Source organism: Butyrivibrio sp. TB (assembly GCF_900110805.1).
GTDB classification, from domain to species: Bacteria; Bacillota; Clostridia; order Lachnospirales; family Lachnospiraceae; genus Butyrivibrio; species Butyrivibrio fibrisolvens_C.
The window spans coordinates 36,681-56,242 of the sequence record NZ_FOER01000019.1 but is presented as its reverse complement, the minus strand read 5'-3'; the positions used below and the strand labels follow the sequence as shown (position 1 = coordinate 56,242).

Annotated in this window: 16 protein-coding genes; 3 read left to right on the top strand and 13 right to left on the bottom strand. The window is 39.7% G+C overall.

The window, feature by feature from the left end; translation table 11 throughout:
- Window positions 1-263 precede the first annotated feature (263 nt).
- Window positions 264-2,825 carry an EAL domain-containing protein gene (locus BMX21_RS13000; RefSeq protein WP_092045020.1) on the top strand — a complete coding sequence of 854 codons (2,562 nt, stop codon included), beginning with the start codon at window positions 264-266 and terminating at the stop codon, window positions 2,823-2,825.
- A gap of 38 nt (window positions 2,826-2,863) precedes the next feature.
- On the opposite strand, the gene BMX21_RS12995 is transcribed toward BMX21_RS13000, so the two are convergent.
- The 4 genes from BMX21_RS12995 to BMX21_RS12980 all read right to left on the bottom strand — a co-directional run bounded on the left by BMX21_RS12995 (window position 2,864) and on the right by BMX21_RS12980 (window position 7,528).
- Complete coding sequence (locus BMX21_RS12995) at window positions 2,864-3,862, bottom strand: alpha/beta fold hydrolase (protein WP_177174037.1); 999 nt, start codon at window positions 3,860-3,862, stop codon at window positions 2,864-2,866.
- A gap of 36 nt (window positions 3,863-3,898) precedes the next feature.
- The gene (locus BMX21_RS12990) at window positions 3,899-4,324 is read right to left on the bottom strand and encodes a protease inhibitor I42 family protein (protein ID WP_177174036.1); all 426 of its coding nucleotides are present in this window, start codon (window positions 4,322-4,324) and stop codon (window positions 3,899-3,901) included.
- A 296-nt stretch (window positions 4,325-4,620) separates the two neighbouring features.
- Window positions 4,621-5,985 (bottom strand): MATE family efflux transporter, encoded by a 1,365-nt coding sequence (locus BMX21_RS12985; protein WP_092045012.1) that lies wholly within the window; start codon window positions 5,983-5,985, stop codon window positions 4,621-4,623.
- 124 nt (window positions 5,986-6,109) lie between these two features.
- Window positions 6,110-7,528 (bottom strand): PIN domain-containing protein, encoded by a 1,419-nt coding sequence (locus BMX21_RS12980; protein WP_242952924.1) that lies wholly within the window; start codon window positions 7,526-7,528, stop codon window positions 6,110-6,112.
- 305 nt (window positions 7,529-7,833) lie between these two features.
- Between BMX21_RS12980 and BMX21_RS12975 the strand changes: the two genes are divergently transcribed.
- Together BMX21_RS12975 and BMX21_RS12970 are read left to right on the top strand one after the other, a co-directional pair.
- Entirely contained in the window at window positions 7,834-9,528 is a 1,695-nt protein-coding gene (locus BMX21_RS12975; RefSeq protein WP_092045010.1) for a GGDEF domain-containing protein, read from the top strand.
- A 72-nt stretch (window positions 9,529-9,600) separates the two neighbouring features.
- Window positions 9,601-12,066: an amidohydrolase family protein gene (locus tag BMX21_RS12970; protein ID WP_092045008.1), complete on the top strand. Its 2,466-nt coding sequence runs from the start codon at window positions 9,601-9,603 to the stop codon at window positions 12,064-12,066.
- Window positions 12,067-12,234: 168 nt separating this feature from the next.
- Here the strand turns inward: BMX21_RS12970 and BMX21_RS12965 are convergent, their stop codons facing one another.
- The 9 genes from BMX21_RS12965 to BMX21_RS12930 form a co-directional block, all read right to left on the bottom strand.
- Entirely contained in the window at window positions 12,235-13,998 is a 1,764-nt protein-coding gene (locus BMX21_RS12965) for a sensor domain-containing diguanylate cyclase (RefSeq protein ID WP_092045005.1), read from the bottom strand.
- A 178-nt stretch (window positions 13,999-14,176) separates the two neighbouring features.
- Window positions 14,177-14,311 (bottom strand): aldo/keto reductase, encoded by a 135-nt coding sequence (locus BMX21_RS19075; RefSeq protein WP_207647645.1) that lies wholly within the window; start codon window positions 14,309-14,311, stop codon window positions 14,177-14,179.
- Between the two features lie 11 nt (window positions 14,312-14,322).
- On the bottom strand, window positions 14,323-15,219 hold the full coding sequence (locus tag BMX21_RS12960; RefSeq protein WP_177174035.1) for a phosphatase PAP2 family protein: 897 nt from the start codon (window positions 15,217-15,219) through the stop codon (window positions 14,323-14,325).
- Between the two features lie 109 nt (window positions 15,220-15,328).
- Window positions 15,329-15,742 carry an EamA family transporter gene (locus BMX21_RS12955; RefSeq protein ID WP_092045113.1) on the bottom strand — a complete coding sequence of 138 codons (414 nt, stop codon included), beginning with the start codon at window positions 15,740-15,742 and terminating at the stop codon, window positions 15,329-15,331.
- A gap of 415 nt (window positions 15,743-16,157) precedes the next feature.
- Window positions 16,158-16,913 (bottom strand): carboxymuconolactone decarboxylase family protein, encoded by a 756-nt coding sequence (locus BMX21_RS12950; protein ID WP_092045001.1) that lies wholly within the window; start codon window positions 16,911-16,913, stop codon window positions 16,158-16,160.
- A 128-nt stretch (window positions 16,914-17,041) separates the two neighbouring features.
- Complete coding sequence (locus BMX21_RS12945) at window positions 17,042-17,626, bottom strand: cyclophilin-like fold protein (protein WP_242952923.1); 585 nt, start codon at window positions 17,624-17,626, stop codon at window positions 17,042-17,044.
- A gap of 15 nt (window positions 17,627-17,641) precedes the next feature.
- Window positions 17,642-18,181: a flavodoxin family protein gene (locus BMX21_RS12940; protein WP_092044998.1), complete on the bottom strand. Its 540-nt coding sequence runs from the start codon at window positions 18,179-18,181 to the stop codon at window positions 17,642-17,644.
- A gap of 54 nt (window positions 18,182-18,235) precedes the next feature.
- Window positions 18,236-19,237 (bottom strand): alpha/beta hydrolase, encoded by a 1,002-nt coding sequence (locus BMX21_RS12935; protein ID WP_092044996.1) that lies wholly within the window; start codon window positions 19,235-19,237, stop codon window positions 18,236-18,238.
- 20 nt (window positions 19,238-19,257) lie between these two features.
- Window positions 19,258-19,473, bottom strand: a complete 216-nt coding sequence (locus tag BMX21_RS12930; RefSeq protein ID WP_022753548.1) for a hypothetical protein — start codon at window positions 19,471-19,473, stop codon at window positions 19,258-19,260.
- Window positions 19,474-19,562 lie beyond the last annotated feature (89 nt).

The window sequence follows — 19,562 nt, the reverse complement described above, 5'->3', positions numbered from 1 at the left end:
ATCTACATGAATCGAATCAATATGCATTCTTATAGTATATCGTTAAATTTGAATCAGTTCATAATACATAAACTCTATTATTATCTTTAATTTTCGATCAAAAAATATAATGCATTAACTCTTTTTGGTCGATATACATATACGAAGACTGTTTGTACATTCTTGAAATGTAGTTTAAATAGCTTTCAGAGTGTCCTATATTCTTCCGTAACATAGATTACCTTGTAGCATCACGTATATACCAAAATTATGTGGATGGAGATATGAGCGAAAGCAAGGACGTTAATGGTATTTATGAACATGTAGTCAGCCATATTGATGACGCCATATCAAATGGATGGATCAAAGTCTATTACCAGCCTGTAATAAGAGGACTTACAGGTCAGCTTTGCAGTGCCGAATCCCTTGCCAGATGGATAGATCCGGAATATGGATTGCTGACTCCCGACAAGTTTATAAGTGCATTGGAAGCAAGTAATAATATACATAAGCTCGATTGCTTTTTGGTAGATAAGGTTTGCAGCGATATTCATGAACACATGATAATCGGCAAGCCTACTTTTCCTGTGTCCATAAATTTCTCAAGACTTGACTTTATCATGTGCGATATGCTGGATGTAGTTGAAAGCACGATCTTAAAGTACGATATTCCCAGAGATTATCTTCACTTTGAAATAACTGAAAGTATGATTGCTCAAGACGAAGAGCTTATGAAAAACGTCATCGAAAGCTTCAGAAACAGAGGCTATGAGATCTGGATGGACGACTTTGGAAGCGGGTATTCTTCTCTTAATCTTCTTAAAGATTATGATTTTGATCTTGTCAAAATGGACATGAGATTCCTCTCCAATATGACCGAAAAGTCCAAGAGTATATTAAGATCGGCTATTAATCTCGCCAAACATATAGGTATCAAAACTCTGAGCGAAGGTGTTGAAACCAAGGAGCAGATTGACTTCCTTCTGTCTGTTGGCTGTGGCAAATTACAAGGCTATTACTATGGCAAGCCTCAGCCTTATGATGAAATGCTTAAAAGTATGGAAGATAAGCATATCGAGTTCGAGCAAAGACAGTGGCGAAGCTACTATGAAGCTGCATGTCTTGCTCTTGTAGGTCTGGACAGGCCCTTGGAGATCATTGAATACGATGGCTATAACTTTAAGACTCTTTTTATGAACGAGGCTTATAAGAAACAGATATCCTTAAACGGATACAACTATGAAGAGATTGACAGAATCATCTACAACTCGGATTCTCCTCTTATGTCCAAATACAGAAAATTTGCAGACAAAACGATAAAGAGTAAAGGGACTGAGACATTTTTTTATACATCCAAAGGTAATTACTACCAACTTAAGGTAAAATATCTTGAGGATAATGCCGGCAAATATCTGTTCAGAGGCAATATCAACAATATCTCCCTCGATCAGAATACGGCAGAAAGAGATCAGCTCAACAACAAGCTCAAAGAGCTCAATCATCTTTATGAAACAGTACTTCTTATCAACAAAAAAGAAAATATAACTTCGCCTCTTCTGGGCGGATACAACTATATAGAGGGGTCTGCTTACTCTCCTGTTCCATTAGACAGAACTCTTAAAAGTTTCGAAGAGAAGTTTGTATACCCGGAAGATAGAGAAGCCTTTAAGAAATTTATGAGCCTTATGTATACAGGTAAAAAGGAATTCTCTAAAGAGCTTCCTTTTGCTCAAAAGGCTATCAGGGTCAAACAGGAAGACGGCTCTTATCTGTGGCGCGATTTTGCAATATTACCACTTACCGGCACCGGAGATTCAGAATATCTGCTGACTATTAGTGCAATTACAGGTGAGATGTCAAGAGCTCTTGATAAGCTGTACTATCCTGATTTTTCTGATGATGAGACGAGTTCACTTAGTAATGATCCAGCTGTTACACTTAGCAGTGTACTTGCTGTTTCTAATAATGGCGAACTATACGACGACGATACTACAACGGAATATGCAAGGCTTTGGTATAGCCTTATCAAGAACTCTTCATATAAGCTATTCTGGAAGGATAAAGATCGCAGATTCAGAGGCGTCAGCAAGTCCTTCCTTGATTTCTATGAGATAAAATCTCTGGACGACATCATCGGCAAAACTGACGAAGAGATGCACTGGCACGTCGATGACGGGCCTTATCAGGGTGATGAACTTGATGTCATTGGCAAAGGTCTTAGGGTATACAATGCGCCCGGTCAGTGTATCGTAAATGGAGTCGTACACAATATCATCTGTAACAAAGTGCCTATATATAAAAGCGGCAAGATCATAGGTCTTGTAGGAAGTTTTGCAGATGTAGATGAAGAGATATACAGAGTTCAAAAGCTTAAAAATCCTACAAAGCTTGATACTATAACAAGGCTTATGAATACCAAAGCTTTCATCGAGATAATGATGGATTATGCTATCCAGTACAATGATAGCGGCAGAAACTATGCCTATATAATACTTCACAATTCCAACCAGCGCCGTATCGAAGAAAGCTATGGCAAGGAAGTTGCTTCTAGTGTTATAAGGCAGATGGGCGAGAAGATCATCGATGTCATCAAGCAAAGCGGCGCAGCATCAAGGCTTAAGGAATCCTATTTTGCTATCATCACTTACATAGATTCTAAAGAGAAGCTTGATGAGCTTACCAAAAAAGTCAAAGAACACATAGAGTCTATCAACAAGGTTGATGGAAAGAGTGTCACTTTAAGGATAAATACCAACAATCATCTTAGAACAGATCCGGGACTTACAGATGAAACCATATACCCCATCACCCTAAGAGAACTGGAACAATCAGAAGAAAAGTCTTAATATTAAACAGAGCATTAAAAAGCAGCGCCTTTTTTTAATTATCTGTATCCATTGATTATTTTAATAACTTCAGAAAAATACTTTTCTCTATCATTGTCATCTGAATTGAAGATTTCATGTCTGGAATTTTCATAGGGATGGATTCTTAAATTATTTACTTTTTGGGCAAAGAGTTCATAGCCGGCGGGGTCTATAAGGTGATCCTGTCCTGCGGTAAATAGGTCTATGGGTATACGTATCTTGTCTATATCTTTGAAGATATCTCTGTGCACTTTAATGCTTGCAAGTGCCCAGCCAAAGGTCACTCCAGTTGTCTGATAGTGCTCATCTTCTCTTCTAAACTTTAGCTGATAGTCAAAGCGTGCTCTTGATCTTGCACTGCTTGTTTCAAAAACAGGATCCGGATTAAAGCGCTTTTGGTTAAAAGCAAGTTTTTTATTAAGCCCAAATAAAGCGACATATATTCTTAGTATAGTTTCTACAAATCTATTGATATTGCCGGCTTTCATTTTGAGCATTGGAGAACTAAGAATTGCAGCTTGAAATACTTCCGGATGCATTTCAAGAAAGCGCGTAGTTACAGCTCCTCCCATAGAATGAGCAAGTACAAGTCTTGGCATGGACTTACTTTGCGGTATGACGATCTGGTTTGTGAAGATATTCAGGTCTTCTACATAGGTAGCATAGTCATCGATATAGACAAGATCAGGTTCTGACATCTTACCTTCAGAATACCCATGACCTCTTTGCTCTAAGAAAAACACTTTACAACCTGCTTGATTAAGGTACCATGCATATTCATAATACTTGGCAAAAAACTCTCCCAAGCCGTGAACTATGGTAATGCTGACTGTTGGATCGGGATATTCACTATTTTGTTCTATAAGGCCTTGAGGATCAGCTATATAATAGTTTAGTCTGGTTCCATCAAAACTTGTGATGCTGCCTTTGGTCACGCAGTTATCGCGCCATGTTTTATTCTCATGATCCATTGCACTACGGAAGTCTTCTTCCCCTAAAAAATGTATAGTATCCATATACTTATCCGGCTCCATTTTCTAAATTATAGATTATCACTCTATAACCGGCTTAGGAATCTGCGGAATTGAGTTTATATCGTCTCCGCCGGCCAATTTGGAGGATAACACTTTGATATGCTTGTTCTTGTCAATCTCAACTGTATAGGATACGGTGGTATCAGCTTCAGTCTGCTCCCAGGACCTTGCATAAGAAAATGTGATCTCACAAGTTCCCTGTTCATTTGGGAGTAGTAAGAATACTTGCTGACCTCCCACTCCTGTCATACCTTCTTCATGCTCGTTCTCAATATATTCATCTGTGATCGTGAATAATTCAGGATTCTGGGTAGCTGTCCAGGAATACCCTGTTGTAGGGTTGGACTCAAAAGACAATGTCATGGTCTGCGGCTCAGACTTTCCACATGCTGTAATCAGCATAAAAATGCTTAGTATAGCAATAAGACTCTTTACTTTCTTCATAGCCATGAACTCCTATTAGTATTAAATATATTCAAAAAGTAATATGTATCAGATAGCCAAAGTATTATCATATTTAATTTTATTATACACTGTAATACGATATAATGATAACTTTAGGTAGCTAATCCTGTAGGAGCTCTTCTTGAAGGCAGGTACATTGACTTACCACATTCCTTGGCGGAACTACCAAAGTGGATATCTGATCATATTGAAAATGAATAAGTCATACCGAGTCTATCTCTGGAGTATGATCATTTAGTACAAATCTTTTCCCGGAATATGAACAAGTCGGTATGCTAGGCTCTGCATATCCTCGCCCAGTGACTTGATCTATAGAAAAGAAGCGCTGCCAGCATACCAAAGACAAAGCTTATGGATACTCCGCCTGTTACATAATGTCCATCCCAAAATGTTGCGATAAGATATGCACTGGGTATTCGAACCGCCCATAGCATCAGCAAGTTGACAACAGTAGAATACCTGACAGCACCAATTCCGTTGGCCAGATTAAGGATTGTATTAAGTACGCAAAAGCACCACTGGAACGGAATCTGGATATGCACACATAAAAGTGCATACTTTATTGCCATTCCATCTTTGGTAAAAAAGCCTACCAGCTGGGGTGCAAATATATACATAACAATTCCTAGTAACATAGTTATAAGTGCTGAATACAGGGGGACTATACGTCCTCCTTTTTTGAGCCTTCTATAATCTCTTGCTCCAAAATTCTGACCTGCAAAGGTAGACATAGCCTGTGAAAATGATGATATAGCAACACTACTGACTCCCATTATCTTACCTGCTACCGAAGCTCCTGCCATAAAGGCAGAACCCTGAAGATTGATAAGTGTCTGCAAAAGGATATGACCGACTGTATAAAGTGAGTTGTTAAAACCAAGAGGAAGTCCTAGCTTAAGTATATTTTTTAAAGACTCTCTATCTATTCCTTTTGGCAAAAAAGAAAACTCTATATGAGGATATTTTCTGATAATATATATGACACTAGAAAACCACGAAAGGTACATTGCTATTATCGTAGCTATAGCAGCTCCTGCAACGTCCATACCAAAGCCTGCCACAAACAACAGATCCAGCACGATATTGGTAACACTTGATATGATCAGGAAAATAAGTGTAGAGCTGCTATCACCAAGGCCGCGCAGAACTCCTGCATTCATGTTATAGCCCATATTGCCAAGTAGTCCTACGAATACGATTCTAATGTATAAAACCGCCAGATCCCAGGTATCATCCGGAACATTCATAAATCTTAGTATCACAGGTGTGAGGATGATGCCAAGAACAGCTAAGGGGATTGCAGTTATATAGGTAAATGAAACTGACGTCTTTACTGTCTTTCTAAGAGACTCATCATCTTTACTTCCTGTATGCATGGATACAAGGATAGATACGCCTCCGCCTATACCCATAAACACGCACATGAATACTTCTACAGGCTGAGAACTTGTGCCAATTGCGGCAATTGAGGTCGCTCCGCAGAAATTGCCAATGATAAGAGTATCCATGATCGTATAGAACTGCTGGAGTACATTGCTTGCAATGATAGGTAGGGCAAATAGTATCACCAGCTTCATTATGGGACCTTGGGTCATATCAAGTTTGGTACGTGATTTTCTTTTGATTGAAACTTCTGTCATAGTGTTTTTGGCTTTCCTGTCTGACTAAGTAAATGCTTTTTTATGTTTTTCTGATCTCTGGTTTTTATAATTTTGGGATTTTATAATCTACTTATTTTCTCTCATGCAATACTTATAACTCAAGTCATTTCCTAACTCTATACTTAAGCTCAACATCCCAGTCTTCATTTACTTCTATTTCGAGCTGGTTCTTGATCTTTCTTTTGATAAAAGATGTTATCTCTTCATCTGACATTTCTATTCTGGTTCTACCAAGTACTTCATTCATAAGTTCTTTAAGATTCAGGTCAAGAGATTCTCTAATAGTTCTTGCAAGATCTTTTTGAATAGCATCATTTTTGATATCTTCAGCTCCGCCTGCATAGAAACTGTCAATGTAGCAGTAGAATATGTCTTTTTTGATAAGGGCTTCTTTCAAAGCAAAACTGCACTTATCATGCTCTACCATTACCAAAAACTTAGCATCAGGAAGCTCTTCCATCAGTCCCCAATAATCAGAATCACTGGATACCAGAACAAATGAATCTACATTATTGGTATAGAACTCTTTACAGGTTCTGGCTGTTACCTTGACATCGGCAAGAGATTTATTATCCTTGAGCCTTTCTATCATAATGTATTCTACAGGTATATCTATATAGGACTTAAGAAGTTCCCAGGCAGAAGCGGCATGTATATCATCAAAGAGTATGATCTTCTCGATCTTCTCAAGTCTTTCAGGCTCTAAATTCCGTATTGCAGCACAGAGGCTGTAGGGATCTGAATTCTCGCAGTCTACTATGAATACGCACTTATCACTGTTTTCTATAAATGTATAGATATTGGCCTTGGTTCTATCGCTTACATCAGACACAAAGCTCAGATTCTGGAATTCATCATTGTTCCAGCGGTACAGAAGCGTTACGAATTTCTTATCATTAAGAAGAATATTGCCCTCATCCTGCGCAGGCCAGTTCATATACTGTTTGTATGGATAATAATTAATGTTTTCATAGAAAAAAGCTGCAGCTTTCTTCTGACCTTCAGGAGTAGTACCTCCCGGCATGATAAATATATCAGATAGATAATTCCAGTTGATCCATTCAGGGAACAGGTCTCTACAGTTATTGATCCTGCTTTTTATATTCAGATTAATATTTGTAAGAAATGGTGTGGGTTCTTTGAGATGATTATATATTTCTATCCCATCATCTGACAGAGCCTTCATAGCATCAGCCGACATATATTCCGGCATTCCTAAGATACTTCTTCCTTCCTGCTGGATAGCTTGGCACACTTTTAAGAAATTATGCTCGAGCTGATTTCTAAGCAGACATAGATTTCTAATAATTCGAGCTCTTTTATCAATATCAAGTTTCTTGAAGATTTCTAGCTTTGGCGGCTCGTGATCGTTTTCAAATATTCTCTTATTCATACCAAGAAGATATGCAACTTTAGAAATAATATCGTATTGCTCTCCACTTGAATAGGTCCCGTTTTCAGTTACCATAGCCATGATGTCTGATAGATCAAGTGTGTCGTTAAATTCTGAAGATACAACCATTTTTACTAATTCCCTCTTTCGTATTATTTTTAATCATGATCTATTTCATGATAGCTTAAATCAAATATTTTAATCAAGTATAACAATCAGTTACTAAACTGTTTAGGATTTCCGACAAAACGACAGATATTTAGGATATATGGTAATTTTGAAAAGAAAACTATAAAAAGAACTGATATTAACCGATATACTATATAGGATTTTATATTTAATAAGCCACAACTTCCCTAAGATGAGTGGTCAGATCAGTTGTAATTTGCATTACGCAGTGCCCTATATAAAAAAGCTCGATAATCGAGGGAATAATGAAAAAACACGTAATCAGGATCTATGTAATCTTTTTAATAATTGCATGCATGATCATCGCAGGCTACGCTATCTTTGACATAGGAAATGAACCGGCCGGTATGTTTGCAGAAGATACCCATGTAGCAATTCCTTCGAAGTCTATAATAAAGGACGCTGACGGTTCGGCATTCGTAACCCTTGATACTGCCAGGATCATAGATGCCGGTGGCTGCCTTTCTTTTTACACTGTATTTACTGATGTATATGTCTATGAAGATGATGCTCTGATCTATGAAAGAACAGGTTCTGGCTCTGTATTTATAAAATCTAACGGCAATGTATGGCACTTTATAAAAGTATCGGATGGTTCACAGGAATTAGTCATAAAACTAACCCATTATTATAACAAAAACGGCCTGACAATCCCTTCATTTGTCGCAGGCGATTATTATAACCTGAGAGCTACTCTTGTCTGGAAATCTTCTCCTGCCCTCATCATATCAATACTTGATATCGTATTCGGATTCGGAATGGTCATCTACTACTTTAGTACCAGGCGCTTGAGCGTATCCACCACCAAGATGCTCAACTTTGGTATTGCCTCAATGATGCTAGGTATCTGGTCTTCAGGCGAGACTAATGCCATGGTTGTTCTTCTGGAAAACAGGGCTTTAGCAGGGGTTCTGGCTTTTCTGATTCTGGTATTCATACCATCACCATTTATAATGTACATTCATTTTACCTTATGGCCTGAAGACAAATATCTATATAGGATCACACCAGTTCTATGCCTTGTTAACTTCGTGCTTGTTATAGGACTTGCCCTTTTAGGTGTCATGGATCTTAAGGAATCAGTCATCATCACTCACTCTGTCTGGGCTATAGCTATAATCTATACTGCAGTAGCTGTAGTTGTCACTCTAAAAAGGCATTTTAGGAAAAAATATAAAGTACCCATGCCAGATAAATCAAAAACATCCGAGTTATCGAAGATTTTATTTAATGATACTGTAAGTACGGATGCTGATGAAGAAAAAATAACTATATTCGTAGCTTCTTCAATGCTGATACTTATCGCAGTCTCTGTGGTTGATATAGCTCTATACTGGTCAGGGACAGGCACACAGAACGATCTCTTTGGAAGGTTCCTGCTCCTAAGCTATATAGTGATCCATGCATACATCAACATCAGAGAATCTCTCAAAGCCATTGAAAACGGCAAGATGGCTGCATATTATAAAAAGCTTGCAAACACCGATTCTATGACTACCCTGTACAATAGGAATGCTTTTAACAATGATGTGGCTCAGCTAAGCATAAAAACAGAGTACAGCATCATCTCCCTTGATCTTAACAACTTAAAATCTGTAAATGATAACTTAGGCCATCAGGCCGGTGACAGATATATCATCAATGCAGCTAATATTATAAATGATATATTTGGCCACGAAGGCACATGCTACCGCATCGGCGGTGATGAATTCAGCGTCATAATACAAAAGCCTGATAGTGGAATGGTCACAGAAAAGCTCATTAAAAAGCTTGAAAAAGAGATTGAGACCCACAATAAGAACAATCCAAGTGAGCCTGTATTCATAGCTTACGGATATCACAGCCACACTCCCGATTCTGCGTATGACTATAACGAAACTCTCCACATTGCAGACGAGAAGATGTATGAGAATAAGAGGCTTCAAAAATCCGTCCAATAATTACTGGACGGATTTAATTCTATGTCCCATAATTACAGAAAATACTTATAACCTGATAAGAAAGGCCACCTTATGACATATTTCACATGTTTTTTCCTGGATAATGAAAAAGATATAATAGTAAGCATTTATAAGGATCTGGGCGATCTATACTACGTATTGTCTACGCCAAACCACAGTACCGGTAACCTTATAAGGAATCTGTCAGCGACCTGCAATCTCCCCCTGTCACAGGATGAAAACGGGATGCTGATCATAAAGGGACAGGTTCCCTGCTATGTCAATGCAGCTAATGAAGAAGTATATATATTCAGGCTTGGTGATATAGAAGTTGCGGATATATATCCTGATGGACGAACATCAGTCAAGGCGCTGATCCCCGCTATCGCCAAGACACTTATGAGTCAGACCAAGAACTATCAACTGGATCTAAACAAGACTATATTCAAATCCTATGTTCCAAGAAACCTAAAATTCCGCGGGGATCTCCATACTCACATGAACGGCAACTTAAAAGCCGATGTCATGATCGCTCTTGGAATCTATCATCAGATCCGCTATCCCCTTTACTATGTCAAGAAGCTGGGACTAAAGCTCACACCCTCTCAGTGGGACAAGGTCAATGCCCAGAGAAAAAAAGTTGAGCGCCAGTTCATCACTTCTCCTCTTCAGGGCAAATATCTCGACAGAAAGATAAACGACAACACCTTCATCAATTTTGCTGACCTTATTCTTAACAATCTCGACAATGCCGAAATGAACATCGTCAAGATCCGCGGGTCACTTGCCGTTATAAAGGACGGCCAGGCTGTTTTTACCAATCTTGAGAAGGTATACCTTTACAGATACGTATTCGCCAAAGGCAGAGAAAGCGAGGATAAGATACAAATCGACTCAGTCGGTCAGATACCTGATGCAGATGTAAGAAATGCTCTTGTGCAGATGCTAAGAGACGGTGAGAACCCGGATTACAAGAATAACACTATCTTCCAGGATAAGCTTCTGTGGATAGCCAGAGGCTATAAAGCTCAAGGCGTTGACTATGCTGAAATATCCGATACTACACTGGTCAAAAAGTATGAATCCATCGAGATGCTAAGACAAGTCCATGAGATCATGCCCAAGATCTATCAGGAGACAGGTGTCATGATAAGATTCCTTGCTGCCATCCGAAGGATCCCACTTACTATCGTCAAAGATGCTATAACACCCTCCGACTATCTCGAGCAAAACCTTGAAGTCCTGAAAGCTACTGCTCTTGATCCATATGTTGCAGGATGTGATTTCGTTGGTGAAGAGATCAATGACATAATAACGCTCAAGCCAGCCTTTAAAGAGATAGTCAAGATTGCATCCAAAGACGAGTCTTTCGTTATTAGAGTGCACGCAGGTGAGAATGACAGCCAGAAAGATAACATTGCACACAGCATAGCCTGTGTTAAGGACTCTCTTGCTCCCGGACAGAAGATGCCTCGTATGAGGCTTGGACACGGCTTATATACCTACTCTCCCAAGTCCAATAAGGGCCGCGAAGTCCTAAAGCAGCTCAAAGAAAATGACATAGTCCTTGAATTCCAGCTTACAAGTAACGTCCGCCTTAATAACCTCAATTCACTAAAGAACCATCCGCTAAAAGAGTATCTAAAGCAAGGCATACGCTGCGTTCAGGGAACTGATGGTGCAGCCCTTTATGGCACAACATCTCTTGACGAAGAGCTGTCACTTAAGACTTTACTTGATCTGTCTGATGACGAAGTTAAGCTTATGAAGGATGCGGAGTCACAGATAATAGAAGAAAGCAGGAAAGCCTATTCTGACAAGAAAGCAGCTTTTAATGAGCTTCTTAAAGGGCGTGATATGGAAGAAGTCCTCCTCGAAAAGATGAAGACAGTAAAGCTTAAAAAACGCATGCCACGCTCCAAAGAACTTCTGGATACTAATAAAGAACTTAAAGATATGATCAATGAGATCACCTGGGACCGCTTCCCCATCGTACTTCTTGGGGGAAGTTTCAACTCAGAGAACAGATCTACAAGAGTTACAAATGAAGGCCAAAGACAGCTGGATGAACTTCTTGATTACCTGTCGCCTGATGAAGTGTGTTTTGTCATAGGACATAAACTAAGCGGCTATGAGAAGTACCTTTTAGAGCACAACTCCAAAGGATTCAGGATATATGCTGTTGTTCCTGCTCTTATGGGTAAAAAAGAAATAGAAAGGTTCAAAAAACTTGGTATAGAAATTAGAGTATCTACTGAAGCACAGGGAATGGGCATCTATAAGAGTTTCAACTACGAGATCTTCGAAAGACGCCCATCTATGGTTGTAGCCTTCGATGGTAACAGCGCTGCCGCCAACCTCATCCAGGAAGCCAAGAATGGTAAAGGAAAATCCGCCATATTCGTCTGGAGCCATTCCAAGACACTGCAGAATAAAGCAAAGTCACTTCACGGATATGTTTATTCTTTTGACGAAGATAACAAACTTACCGTCCAATTAAAAAGCCTTCAGGATAAGCTTCTAATATCCGAGCATTAATTTAAGATTCTAAAAAGTTATCAAATAAAAAGGAAAAGGTGCCTTACTCCCATATCGGAGTCGGCACCTTTTTATTTATCTTTAAAATATACTTCGTTTTATAAAACGAACCAGGTTCCAAAATTCCTTTTGACGCCTTATGACTGATCATGACATATGACCTCAGGTTCACCTAAAGACCATCTTGTTCCTACCGGTCTCTTTTGCTTCATAGAGAGCATTATCAATACGTTTAAACACAGTATCTATCGTATCTCCAGGTCTTAAAAGTGTGACGCCGCCGCTTACGGTGATATGCCCTGCCACTTCAAAGTCAAAGTCAGCTACGCCTTTTCGTATCATCTCAGCTGCCTGTATAGCCTTGTCCTTGCTGCTATAAGGAGAGATCATAATAAACTCCTCTCCTCCCCAGCGGCCGATAATGTCCTTCTGGGTAACGATAGATTTAACTCGGTCTACGCCATTTTTAAGTATCAGATCGCCCACATCATGTCCATAGGTGTCATTAACTTTTTTGAAATGATCGATATCTACAAGTAATACCATAACCTCTCCCTCAGATCCTAAGCCGTCTATATGCTGCTGGAGAAAATGGTTGATGGCACGTCTGTTATATATCTGGGTTAGTTCATCAAGACTTGCAACTTTGAATAGCTGATCTATAGCATATCTAAGATCCAAAGTTGTAGTCTCCAAAAACTTGACGAGTCTTTCTGAAAGCGGCTTAAAACCTACGAAATACTCTTTTGGAAAGTTGATATCTTTGTACTCTTTGGCCTTATCCTCTTCAGAAATCTCTCCTTCTCTGATACCAACAGCCACAAGTGATGCATTAAGGAATCCTCTAAGACCATTAGCATGAAGTATCTCTCCATACCCATGAGCCCATGTTGCATCCGGATATATGTTCTCATACAGATCGAACTCAAGCTCTGCAAGATCATCGCCCATGAGCATACGGCGGCTCATACAGGCATAGATCATGATAGCCTGAGGATGGAATCCGAACATCCTCTTAGCATTATAATATGACTCTTCAAGAAGATACCTGTCCGTAGCATATCCAAGGCTGACAGAGGATCCTTCCGGAATCTTTACAGCGAATTCCAGCGCTCCATTTTCCTTCTGATAGTCAAGTGCAACCCTTGCAAGATAATGCCCGTTTTCTCTTAACATAAAGGGAAAAGAGCTGGTATTTTCAAAGAAGTAATCGTTCATCTCAACGCCAAGATGCTGACTGTATATATCAAATGCAGGTTTATTATCAATTTCATATACTACACCTACATCATCAGACTTGGTTACAACCAGCTCTTTGCCAAGAGATTTAAAACCAAGATTGTAATCATAAGCAAAATGAAGCTCATCTCCGCAGAAAGCCACGGCAAGAATAGCTCTGTCATAAATCTTATTATCGACATAGATAAGAGATTTATCATCTCCCATCCGCTTTGTGCCTGCCAGTGCTCCAAAAACAATAATCTCAAACTCAAGCTCATTGATACAGTCTATAAAAGGTTCCGGACACAGACTAAAATCCGAAGACATCATAAGAACTGCCTTGGGATGTTTATAACCTCTAAGAATTACTTTATAATCCTTGCCCGCTTCCCTTGGCGTCTGATCATGACAATCGTACACTGCAACTTCGAAATCGCTCTTTTCAAAAAACAGGATCGAGCATACCGTGTAGCGAATAGAATGGGTCGTCTTACTAAGTGCTCCGTGACTGGTCATTCCTACGATAGTCACATTCGGAAGGCCCTTTTTAAGAACGTCCAGATCTCTTTGTATAGGCACCGGATCACAGTCCTGCTCTACAACTTGAAGGAGAGCTTTATATCCGTTCTTGTACTCGGGAAGCTCACGGATTTCATTGATCATCTGATCCAGTGATATTTTCTTATTAAGGATATATCTGTACTGTTTCATAACTTAACCTCATGTCACGAGCAAAGCGAGCGGCTAATGGTTCAAATTGATGGAACCTGTGACAGCAATTTGGGTATGAAAATGGAACATTTTCATACTTGACCTCATGTCACGAGCATAGCGAGCGGCTAATGGTTCAAATTGGTGTCTATTAGTGGTACAAACAAACTCGATTTTCTCATATATCGACCAGATTTTTTAGATACTTTATATTTGATATGTTCAGGGTTCTTGCCTCGTCAAAATTACTGATACCAATAGATCTGACTTTTCCTTCATCGACTGCATTTTCAAGTGCTTTCCAGGCTCCCATGCATCGCATTATCAATCCGTTTTACTCGCCGATAAAAATGCTTCACTTACGGCTACATAAATAAGATATGTGATCAGTGTTCCAAAGCATACATCAGATAAAAAATGATTAGTCATATGAATGCGGTTATAGCCATAGATCAACACATAAAGACAGGCGATAATAAAACAGATAACATTCTTTCTTTCACTCCTTTTTCTCATTACATTCGCAAGCATCGGAAGTGAAAACATCATACTGGCTATTGTCATGTTACCACTGGGCCAGGATTTAAAATTATCATCACTACCGGCGAGGTTTGGAACCATTTGCCACCAATTACGGAACTGGCTTATTGGATCATCTAATGTGATCAGGTATTTATAACGAGGTCTTGAAGCAACCTGCTTGAGCCACGAGTTCACATTATCTGCCGTTATACCTGCAATAAGTATTGCCGCTCCAACAGCAATGAGCCTGTCAGGATTTCTGTCATCCAATAGACGTATCATTACAAATGGTATCCAGGAATACAGCACAACCCAGAACATCCAACTTGCAACTGACAGTATCGGAGAGGATTGCCCGGCAGAATACCCAAACAACTGGCGCACGTTTTTGCCGTTATAACTGTTAGAATAATACACAGCCATAAACAAACTCAGCACCAGCAAAGTATATGCCAGTATACGGTAGCAGTCTCCCTTCTTCCTGAGGCCCACGAATAAGCATGATCCGGCTGCAGGATACAGGCAATATGAAAAGTATGATCCATAAGTGGCAAAGAAGGCACCAATATCTGTCTTATTGGCAAGCGCCTCATTGATACCAAAGTCAAAAAATGATCCAACAATTATACCCAAAAAACAAGCAGCTATGACACCCCAAAAGCATACAGTGGGAACCGCCATGATTTTTTTCTTATTCATTTTTAACCTCATGTCGCGAGTGAAACGAGTGACTAATGGTTCAAATTGGTGGAGCTCGCGACACCAATTTGGGTTTGAAAGTGGAACACTTTCAAACTTCCATCCTCCATTAAATTACCATAATCAGCGTCCCTGCTCCGATCAGCACACAACCGATCAAAGACTTTGCTGTGAACTCCTCATGTAAAAAGACAAATGCCAGCACCAGCGTAATAACAACACTCAGCTTATCGATAGGCACAACTTTCGAAGCTTCACCCATCTGCAGAGCTTTGTAGTAGCATAGCCAGGATGCACCGGTAGCAAGTCCTGACAGAATCAAAAAGATCCAGCTCTTTCTGCCGATTGAACTTAAACCGCCCTGGGCACTCGTAATGAACACCATAACCCAGGCCATCACCACAACAACGCAGGTTCTTATCGCTGTAGCCAGATTAGAATCAACTCCCTTAATGCCGACCTTGGCAAGTATTGATGTCAGTGCTGCAAACACCGCTGATAGAATTGCAAATAAAAACCACATATCTTCTACACCCCCAATAAGATCTTTCTCTATGTTATTCATTCATAAAATCAAGTTTTGGAGCCTCGCCTTCACGCTCAGGCTGCTCATCAAACATATGATCCTCAAAATAATACTCATCACCTTTTTCATTTCGCTACATCTTCACATGAGGAATTCCGTCCTCAATAAACACTCGAAGGCACTCCTGTTCTGTAACAAAAATCTCAAATAGCTGTCTTTCCCATAAACAAAACTCCTCCGAAACAGATACATCCATTATAACACCAACGGCCCTATTCATCCCACTATAAATGAGCAAACATAAAAGTACCCATATCGGCAATTTTTTCATTTTTTGCCAATATGGGTAAACAATTACATATTCAAAACAAGGCCGTAAGCAATGCTGTACTCATAATTTTGCGTCAGCCTACTATTTCAGTTTGCCGTAGTCTTCATCAGATACAGCTTCCAGCCATTCATTGCTTGTCTCTTCACCTGCAACCTCGATCGCAAGATGAGAGAACCATGAATCTGGTGCTGCTCCATGCCAGTGCTTAACTTCAGCAGGAATGTTTATCACTTTACCGGGAGTCATTTCCACAGCGTCTTTGCCCCATTCCTGATAATATCCTCTTCCTCCGATACAGATCAGCATCTGACCGCCACCATTCTTTGCATGATGGATATGCCAGTTGTTACGACATCCCGGCTCAAAGGTTACATTGAAGACAGGCACCTGTTCTGTTGAAACTGGAGCAAGATAACTCTGCCCAACAAAGAACTCTCCATAAGGGTTAGGATCTCCAATAGGAAAACAGATTGTATTCTGATATCTGTCCTTTTCAGTCAGTTCAGGAACTGCTTCATTCCAGACTTCCTTAGCAAGGCGGAATACCGCCCACCCCTTTGGCCAACCTACATACATAGTGGCATGGGTTATGATTGCTGCAATTTCTTCCTTACTTACACCATGTGCCTTCGCATTCTGAAGGTGATATGTCAGAGAGGAATCCGTGATACCTGAAGCCATAAGTGAAACCACTGTAATAATGCATTTGGTCTTCACGTCAATGGTTTCTTCATTCCATACTTCACCAAAGAGTATGTCGTCGTTCAGGTGCGCGAACATGGGTGCAAACTCACCAAGCTGATCTCTACCTGCTGTTTGTACAATTTTTTCTGCCATCTTATTACTCGCCTCCTAATATTTTCTGTGCTCCCGTAGTCCATACATGTTTCTTTGATGCATCGCTCCTCTTGTTCTGTGCCATAACACCTGCAAGCGAACATTTTGCAGACATTTCTTAAATCCGCTTATTCCCTGCTAATGGTTATAGTAACATCACCATTAGAAAGAAGATCTGCCATCTCTGCTTCATCCTTATCAGATATATGACCTAGCCTTGTGTATGACCAACTGTTGGAACCATAAAACACCACCATCTGGTTTCCTGAATACAGAACTATATCACCTGATGATGTTGTTGTCTGCTTATCATCTCGTGGCAAACTCTGTCCTATTGAACCCACCTGTTCAAAACCGCCATACATTGACATCTGAATGGTAATATCACCATCTTTAGCCATATCCCGCAGCGCTTCTACAGCCTGATTGTCTTCCCAATCCACATTAACTTTTGTATCGCCGATTTTCATTGTCATAGTACTATCTCCAATAGCTTCATCATCTACTGATTCATCTTTTTCTGCCAGCTGATACATAGCAGATCCCTCCGACATGACATTCTCTTCTGAGCTTTCTGTTTCAACATTTTCTGATGTTGATATTTCAGTTACTGCATTCTGATTATCCCCGTAGTTTATTGTATTTCCTGAACAAGCGCTCATACCAAACATGATTGTCATACAGAATGCTATCAAAATCATTTTTTCTTTCATATCAAGCATCCTTTATCATAAAGCCTTTCCAAACTCGAAAGCTTCGTTTAACTCTTCTGTTTTCCCAGATGCCTCACCCATATCACCTATGCCACCGCAGAATAAGGAGCCTGAAAACCGAGCCTTTCCAAAGCAGTCAACCCATCCTTGAAGTCCACTTTCAGCCTTTTTAGGAACAAACTCTTCATCCTCAGCAGCGACAGAGAGCATATATACATTTCTAAATCTATATTCTGAAGGATATAGAGGATTGAGCCTATCCAAAAGAGTCTTCATCTGACCACTCATCTCATAGTAATAAATAGGAGTGACAAATACCAATGTATCTACGTTCTTTACTTTATCAGCAATCGTGGCAGCATCATCCTTAATGACACATTTCTGAGTGTTCTGACATGCCAGACATCCTATACAAAAGCCTATGCTCTTCCCTTTAAGACTTATATGCTCCACATCATGACCTGATGCTTTTGCGCCTTCTATAAGCTTTTCAGTAAGTATATCTGAATTACTATTTGCACGAAGGCTTGTTGAAATAACCAGTACTTTGCTCATATCATCTCATCCTTTATTTCTTTTCTATCGGTTCTACATCCTCTACCGTCATCATTACTTCAGATTCTCCATAAAGAAGCTTTCCAGCTTGTCAAATGGAATATAATTCTTATCCCCGCCATCATATAGATCTGTATGGACAGCATCAGGAATAATCATAAGTTCCTTATTATCTGCATACTTGCTGTCTTTGATCATATCTGCATATGTATCCTTTGAGAAATAACATGAATGAGCTTTTTCTCCATGTACAAGTAAGACAGCACTTCTGATCTCATTACTATACTTAAGGATTGGCTGATTAACAAAGGACTCACAGCCGATCACATTCCAACCACCGTTGGAATTAAGGCTTCTCTTGTGATAACCTCTGTCAGTCTTGTAGTAATCATAATAGTCTTTCACAAAGAAAGGTGCATCCTCCGGAAGTGGATCTACTACACCGCCGCCAAGCTTATACTCACCTGCCTTAAGGTCTTCAAGTCTCTGAGCGCACATGGCAGCCCTCTTCTGATACCTTGCTTCCTCGCTGTCCTCGGAGTCAAAATATCCTTTGGCATTTACTCTTGTCATGTCATACATTGTCATTGCAGCTGTAGCTTTGATCCTTGTATCAAGAGCTGCTGTATTTACAGCCATGCCGCCCCAACCACAGATACCGATGATTCCAATCCTGTCAGGATCTACTTTTTCATTAAGTGAAAGGAAATCAACTGCAGCCATGAAATCTTCTGTGTTGATATCAGGAGATGCCATATATCTTACGTTCCCACCGGACTCTCCTGTAAATGATGGGTCAAATGCTATCGTCAAAAATCCTCTTTCCGCCATTGTCTGAGCATATAGACCTGAACACTGCTCCTTTACTGCGCCAAATGGTCCACTTACAGCAATTGCAGGTAACTTACCATCTGCATTCTTTGGAACATACATATCCGCTGCAAGAGTGATTCCATATCTGTTTACAAATGTGACTTTGCTGTGGTCTACCTTATCACTTTTCTTAAAGGTCTTATCCCACTCGGTTACAAGGTTTAGTTCTTCTTTTCTGATCATTTTACATTCCTCCGTTTTAATCATTTCTCTTTTTGAATCTGTCTTATCAAAAAATCCATATTATCAACTTTTTTCTGACTGTCATGAAGCTCATCCATAAGATGGCACCGGCATTTTCTAAGATCTCGAAGAAGTGTATCGGTGTCACCTTCTTCATACATCTTTTTCATAAAGTTTATTTCTTTCTCATCGCAGCCCATATCTGAAAGGCCTTCAAGAATCTTTTTGGTATCCATCTTTTTGCTCCTTCTGACTTCATAGTAAATCCTTGACCAGATTTTCGCTAATGAATAAAATAAATATCATGTTATTCGATTTTGGAATA

Coding starts and splice junctions, on each gene's coding strand:
- BMX21_RS12985 (WP_092045012.1), bottom strand. CDS start 5,985: ATGACAGAAGTTTCAATCAAAAGAAAATCACGTACCAAACTTGATATG.
- BMX21_RS19075 (WP_207647645.1), bottom strand. CDS start 14,311: ATGGGAGCCTGGAAAGCACTTGAAAATGCAGTCGATGAAGGAAAAGTC.
- BMX21_RS12995 (WP_177174037.1), bottom strand. CDS start 3,862: ATGGATACTATACATTTTTTAGGGGAAGAAGACTTCCGTAGTGCAATG.
- BMX21_RS12980 (WP_242952924.1), bottom strand. CDS start 7,528: ATGGTTGTATCTTCAGAATTTAACGACACACTTGATCTATCAGACATC.
- BMX21_RS12955 (WP_092045113.1), bottom strand. CDS start 15,742: ATGTGGTTTTTATTTGCAATTCTATCAGCGGTGTTTGCAGCACTGACA.
- BMX21_RS12990 (WP_177174036.1), bottom strand. CDS start 4,324: ATGAAGAAAGTAAAGAGTCTTATTGCTATACTAAGCATTTTTATGCTG.
- BMX21_RS12935 (WP_092044996.1), bottom strand. CDS start 19,237: ATGATCAGAAAAGAAGAACTAAACCTTGTAACCGAGTGGGATAAGACC.
- BMX21_RS12950 (WP_092045001.1), bottom strand. CDS start 16,913: ATGGCAGAAAAAATTGTACAAACAGCAGGTAGAGATCAGCTTGGTGAG.
- BMX21_RS12960 (WP_177174035.1), bottom strand. CDS start 15,219: ATGAATAAGAAAAAAATCATGGCGGTTCCCACTGTATGCTTTTGGGGT.
- BMX21_RS12945 (WP_242952923.1), bottom strand. CDS start 17,626: ATGAAAGAAAAAATGATTTTGATAGCATTCTGTATGACAATCATGTTT.
- BMX21_RS12965 (WP_092045005.1), bottom strand. CDS start 13,998: ATGAAACAGTACAGATATATCCTTAATAAGAAAATATCACTGGATCAG.
- BMX21_RS12940 (WP_092044998.1), bottom strand. CDS start 18,181: ATGAGCAAAGTACTGGTTATTTCAACAAGCCTTCGTGCAAATAGTAAT.
- BMX21_RS12930 (WP_022753548.1), bottom strand. CDS start 19,473: ATGGATACCAAAAAGATTCTTGAAGGCCTTTCAGATATGGGCTGCGAT.
- BMX21_RS12975 (WP_092045010.1), top strand. CDS start 7,834: ATGAAAAAACACGTAATCAGGATCTATGTAATCTTTTTAATAATTGCA.
- BMX21_RS12970 (WP_092045008.1), top strand. CDS start 9,601: ATGACATATTTCACATGTTTTTTCCTGGATAATGAAAAAGATATAATA.
- BMX21_RS13000 (WP_092045020.1), top strand. CDS start 264: ATGAGCGAAAGCAAGGACGTTAATGGTATTTATGAACATGTAGTCAGC.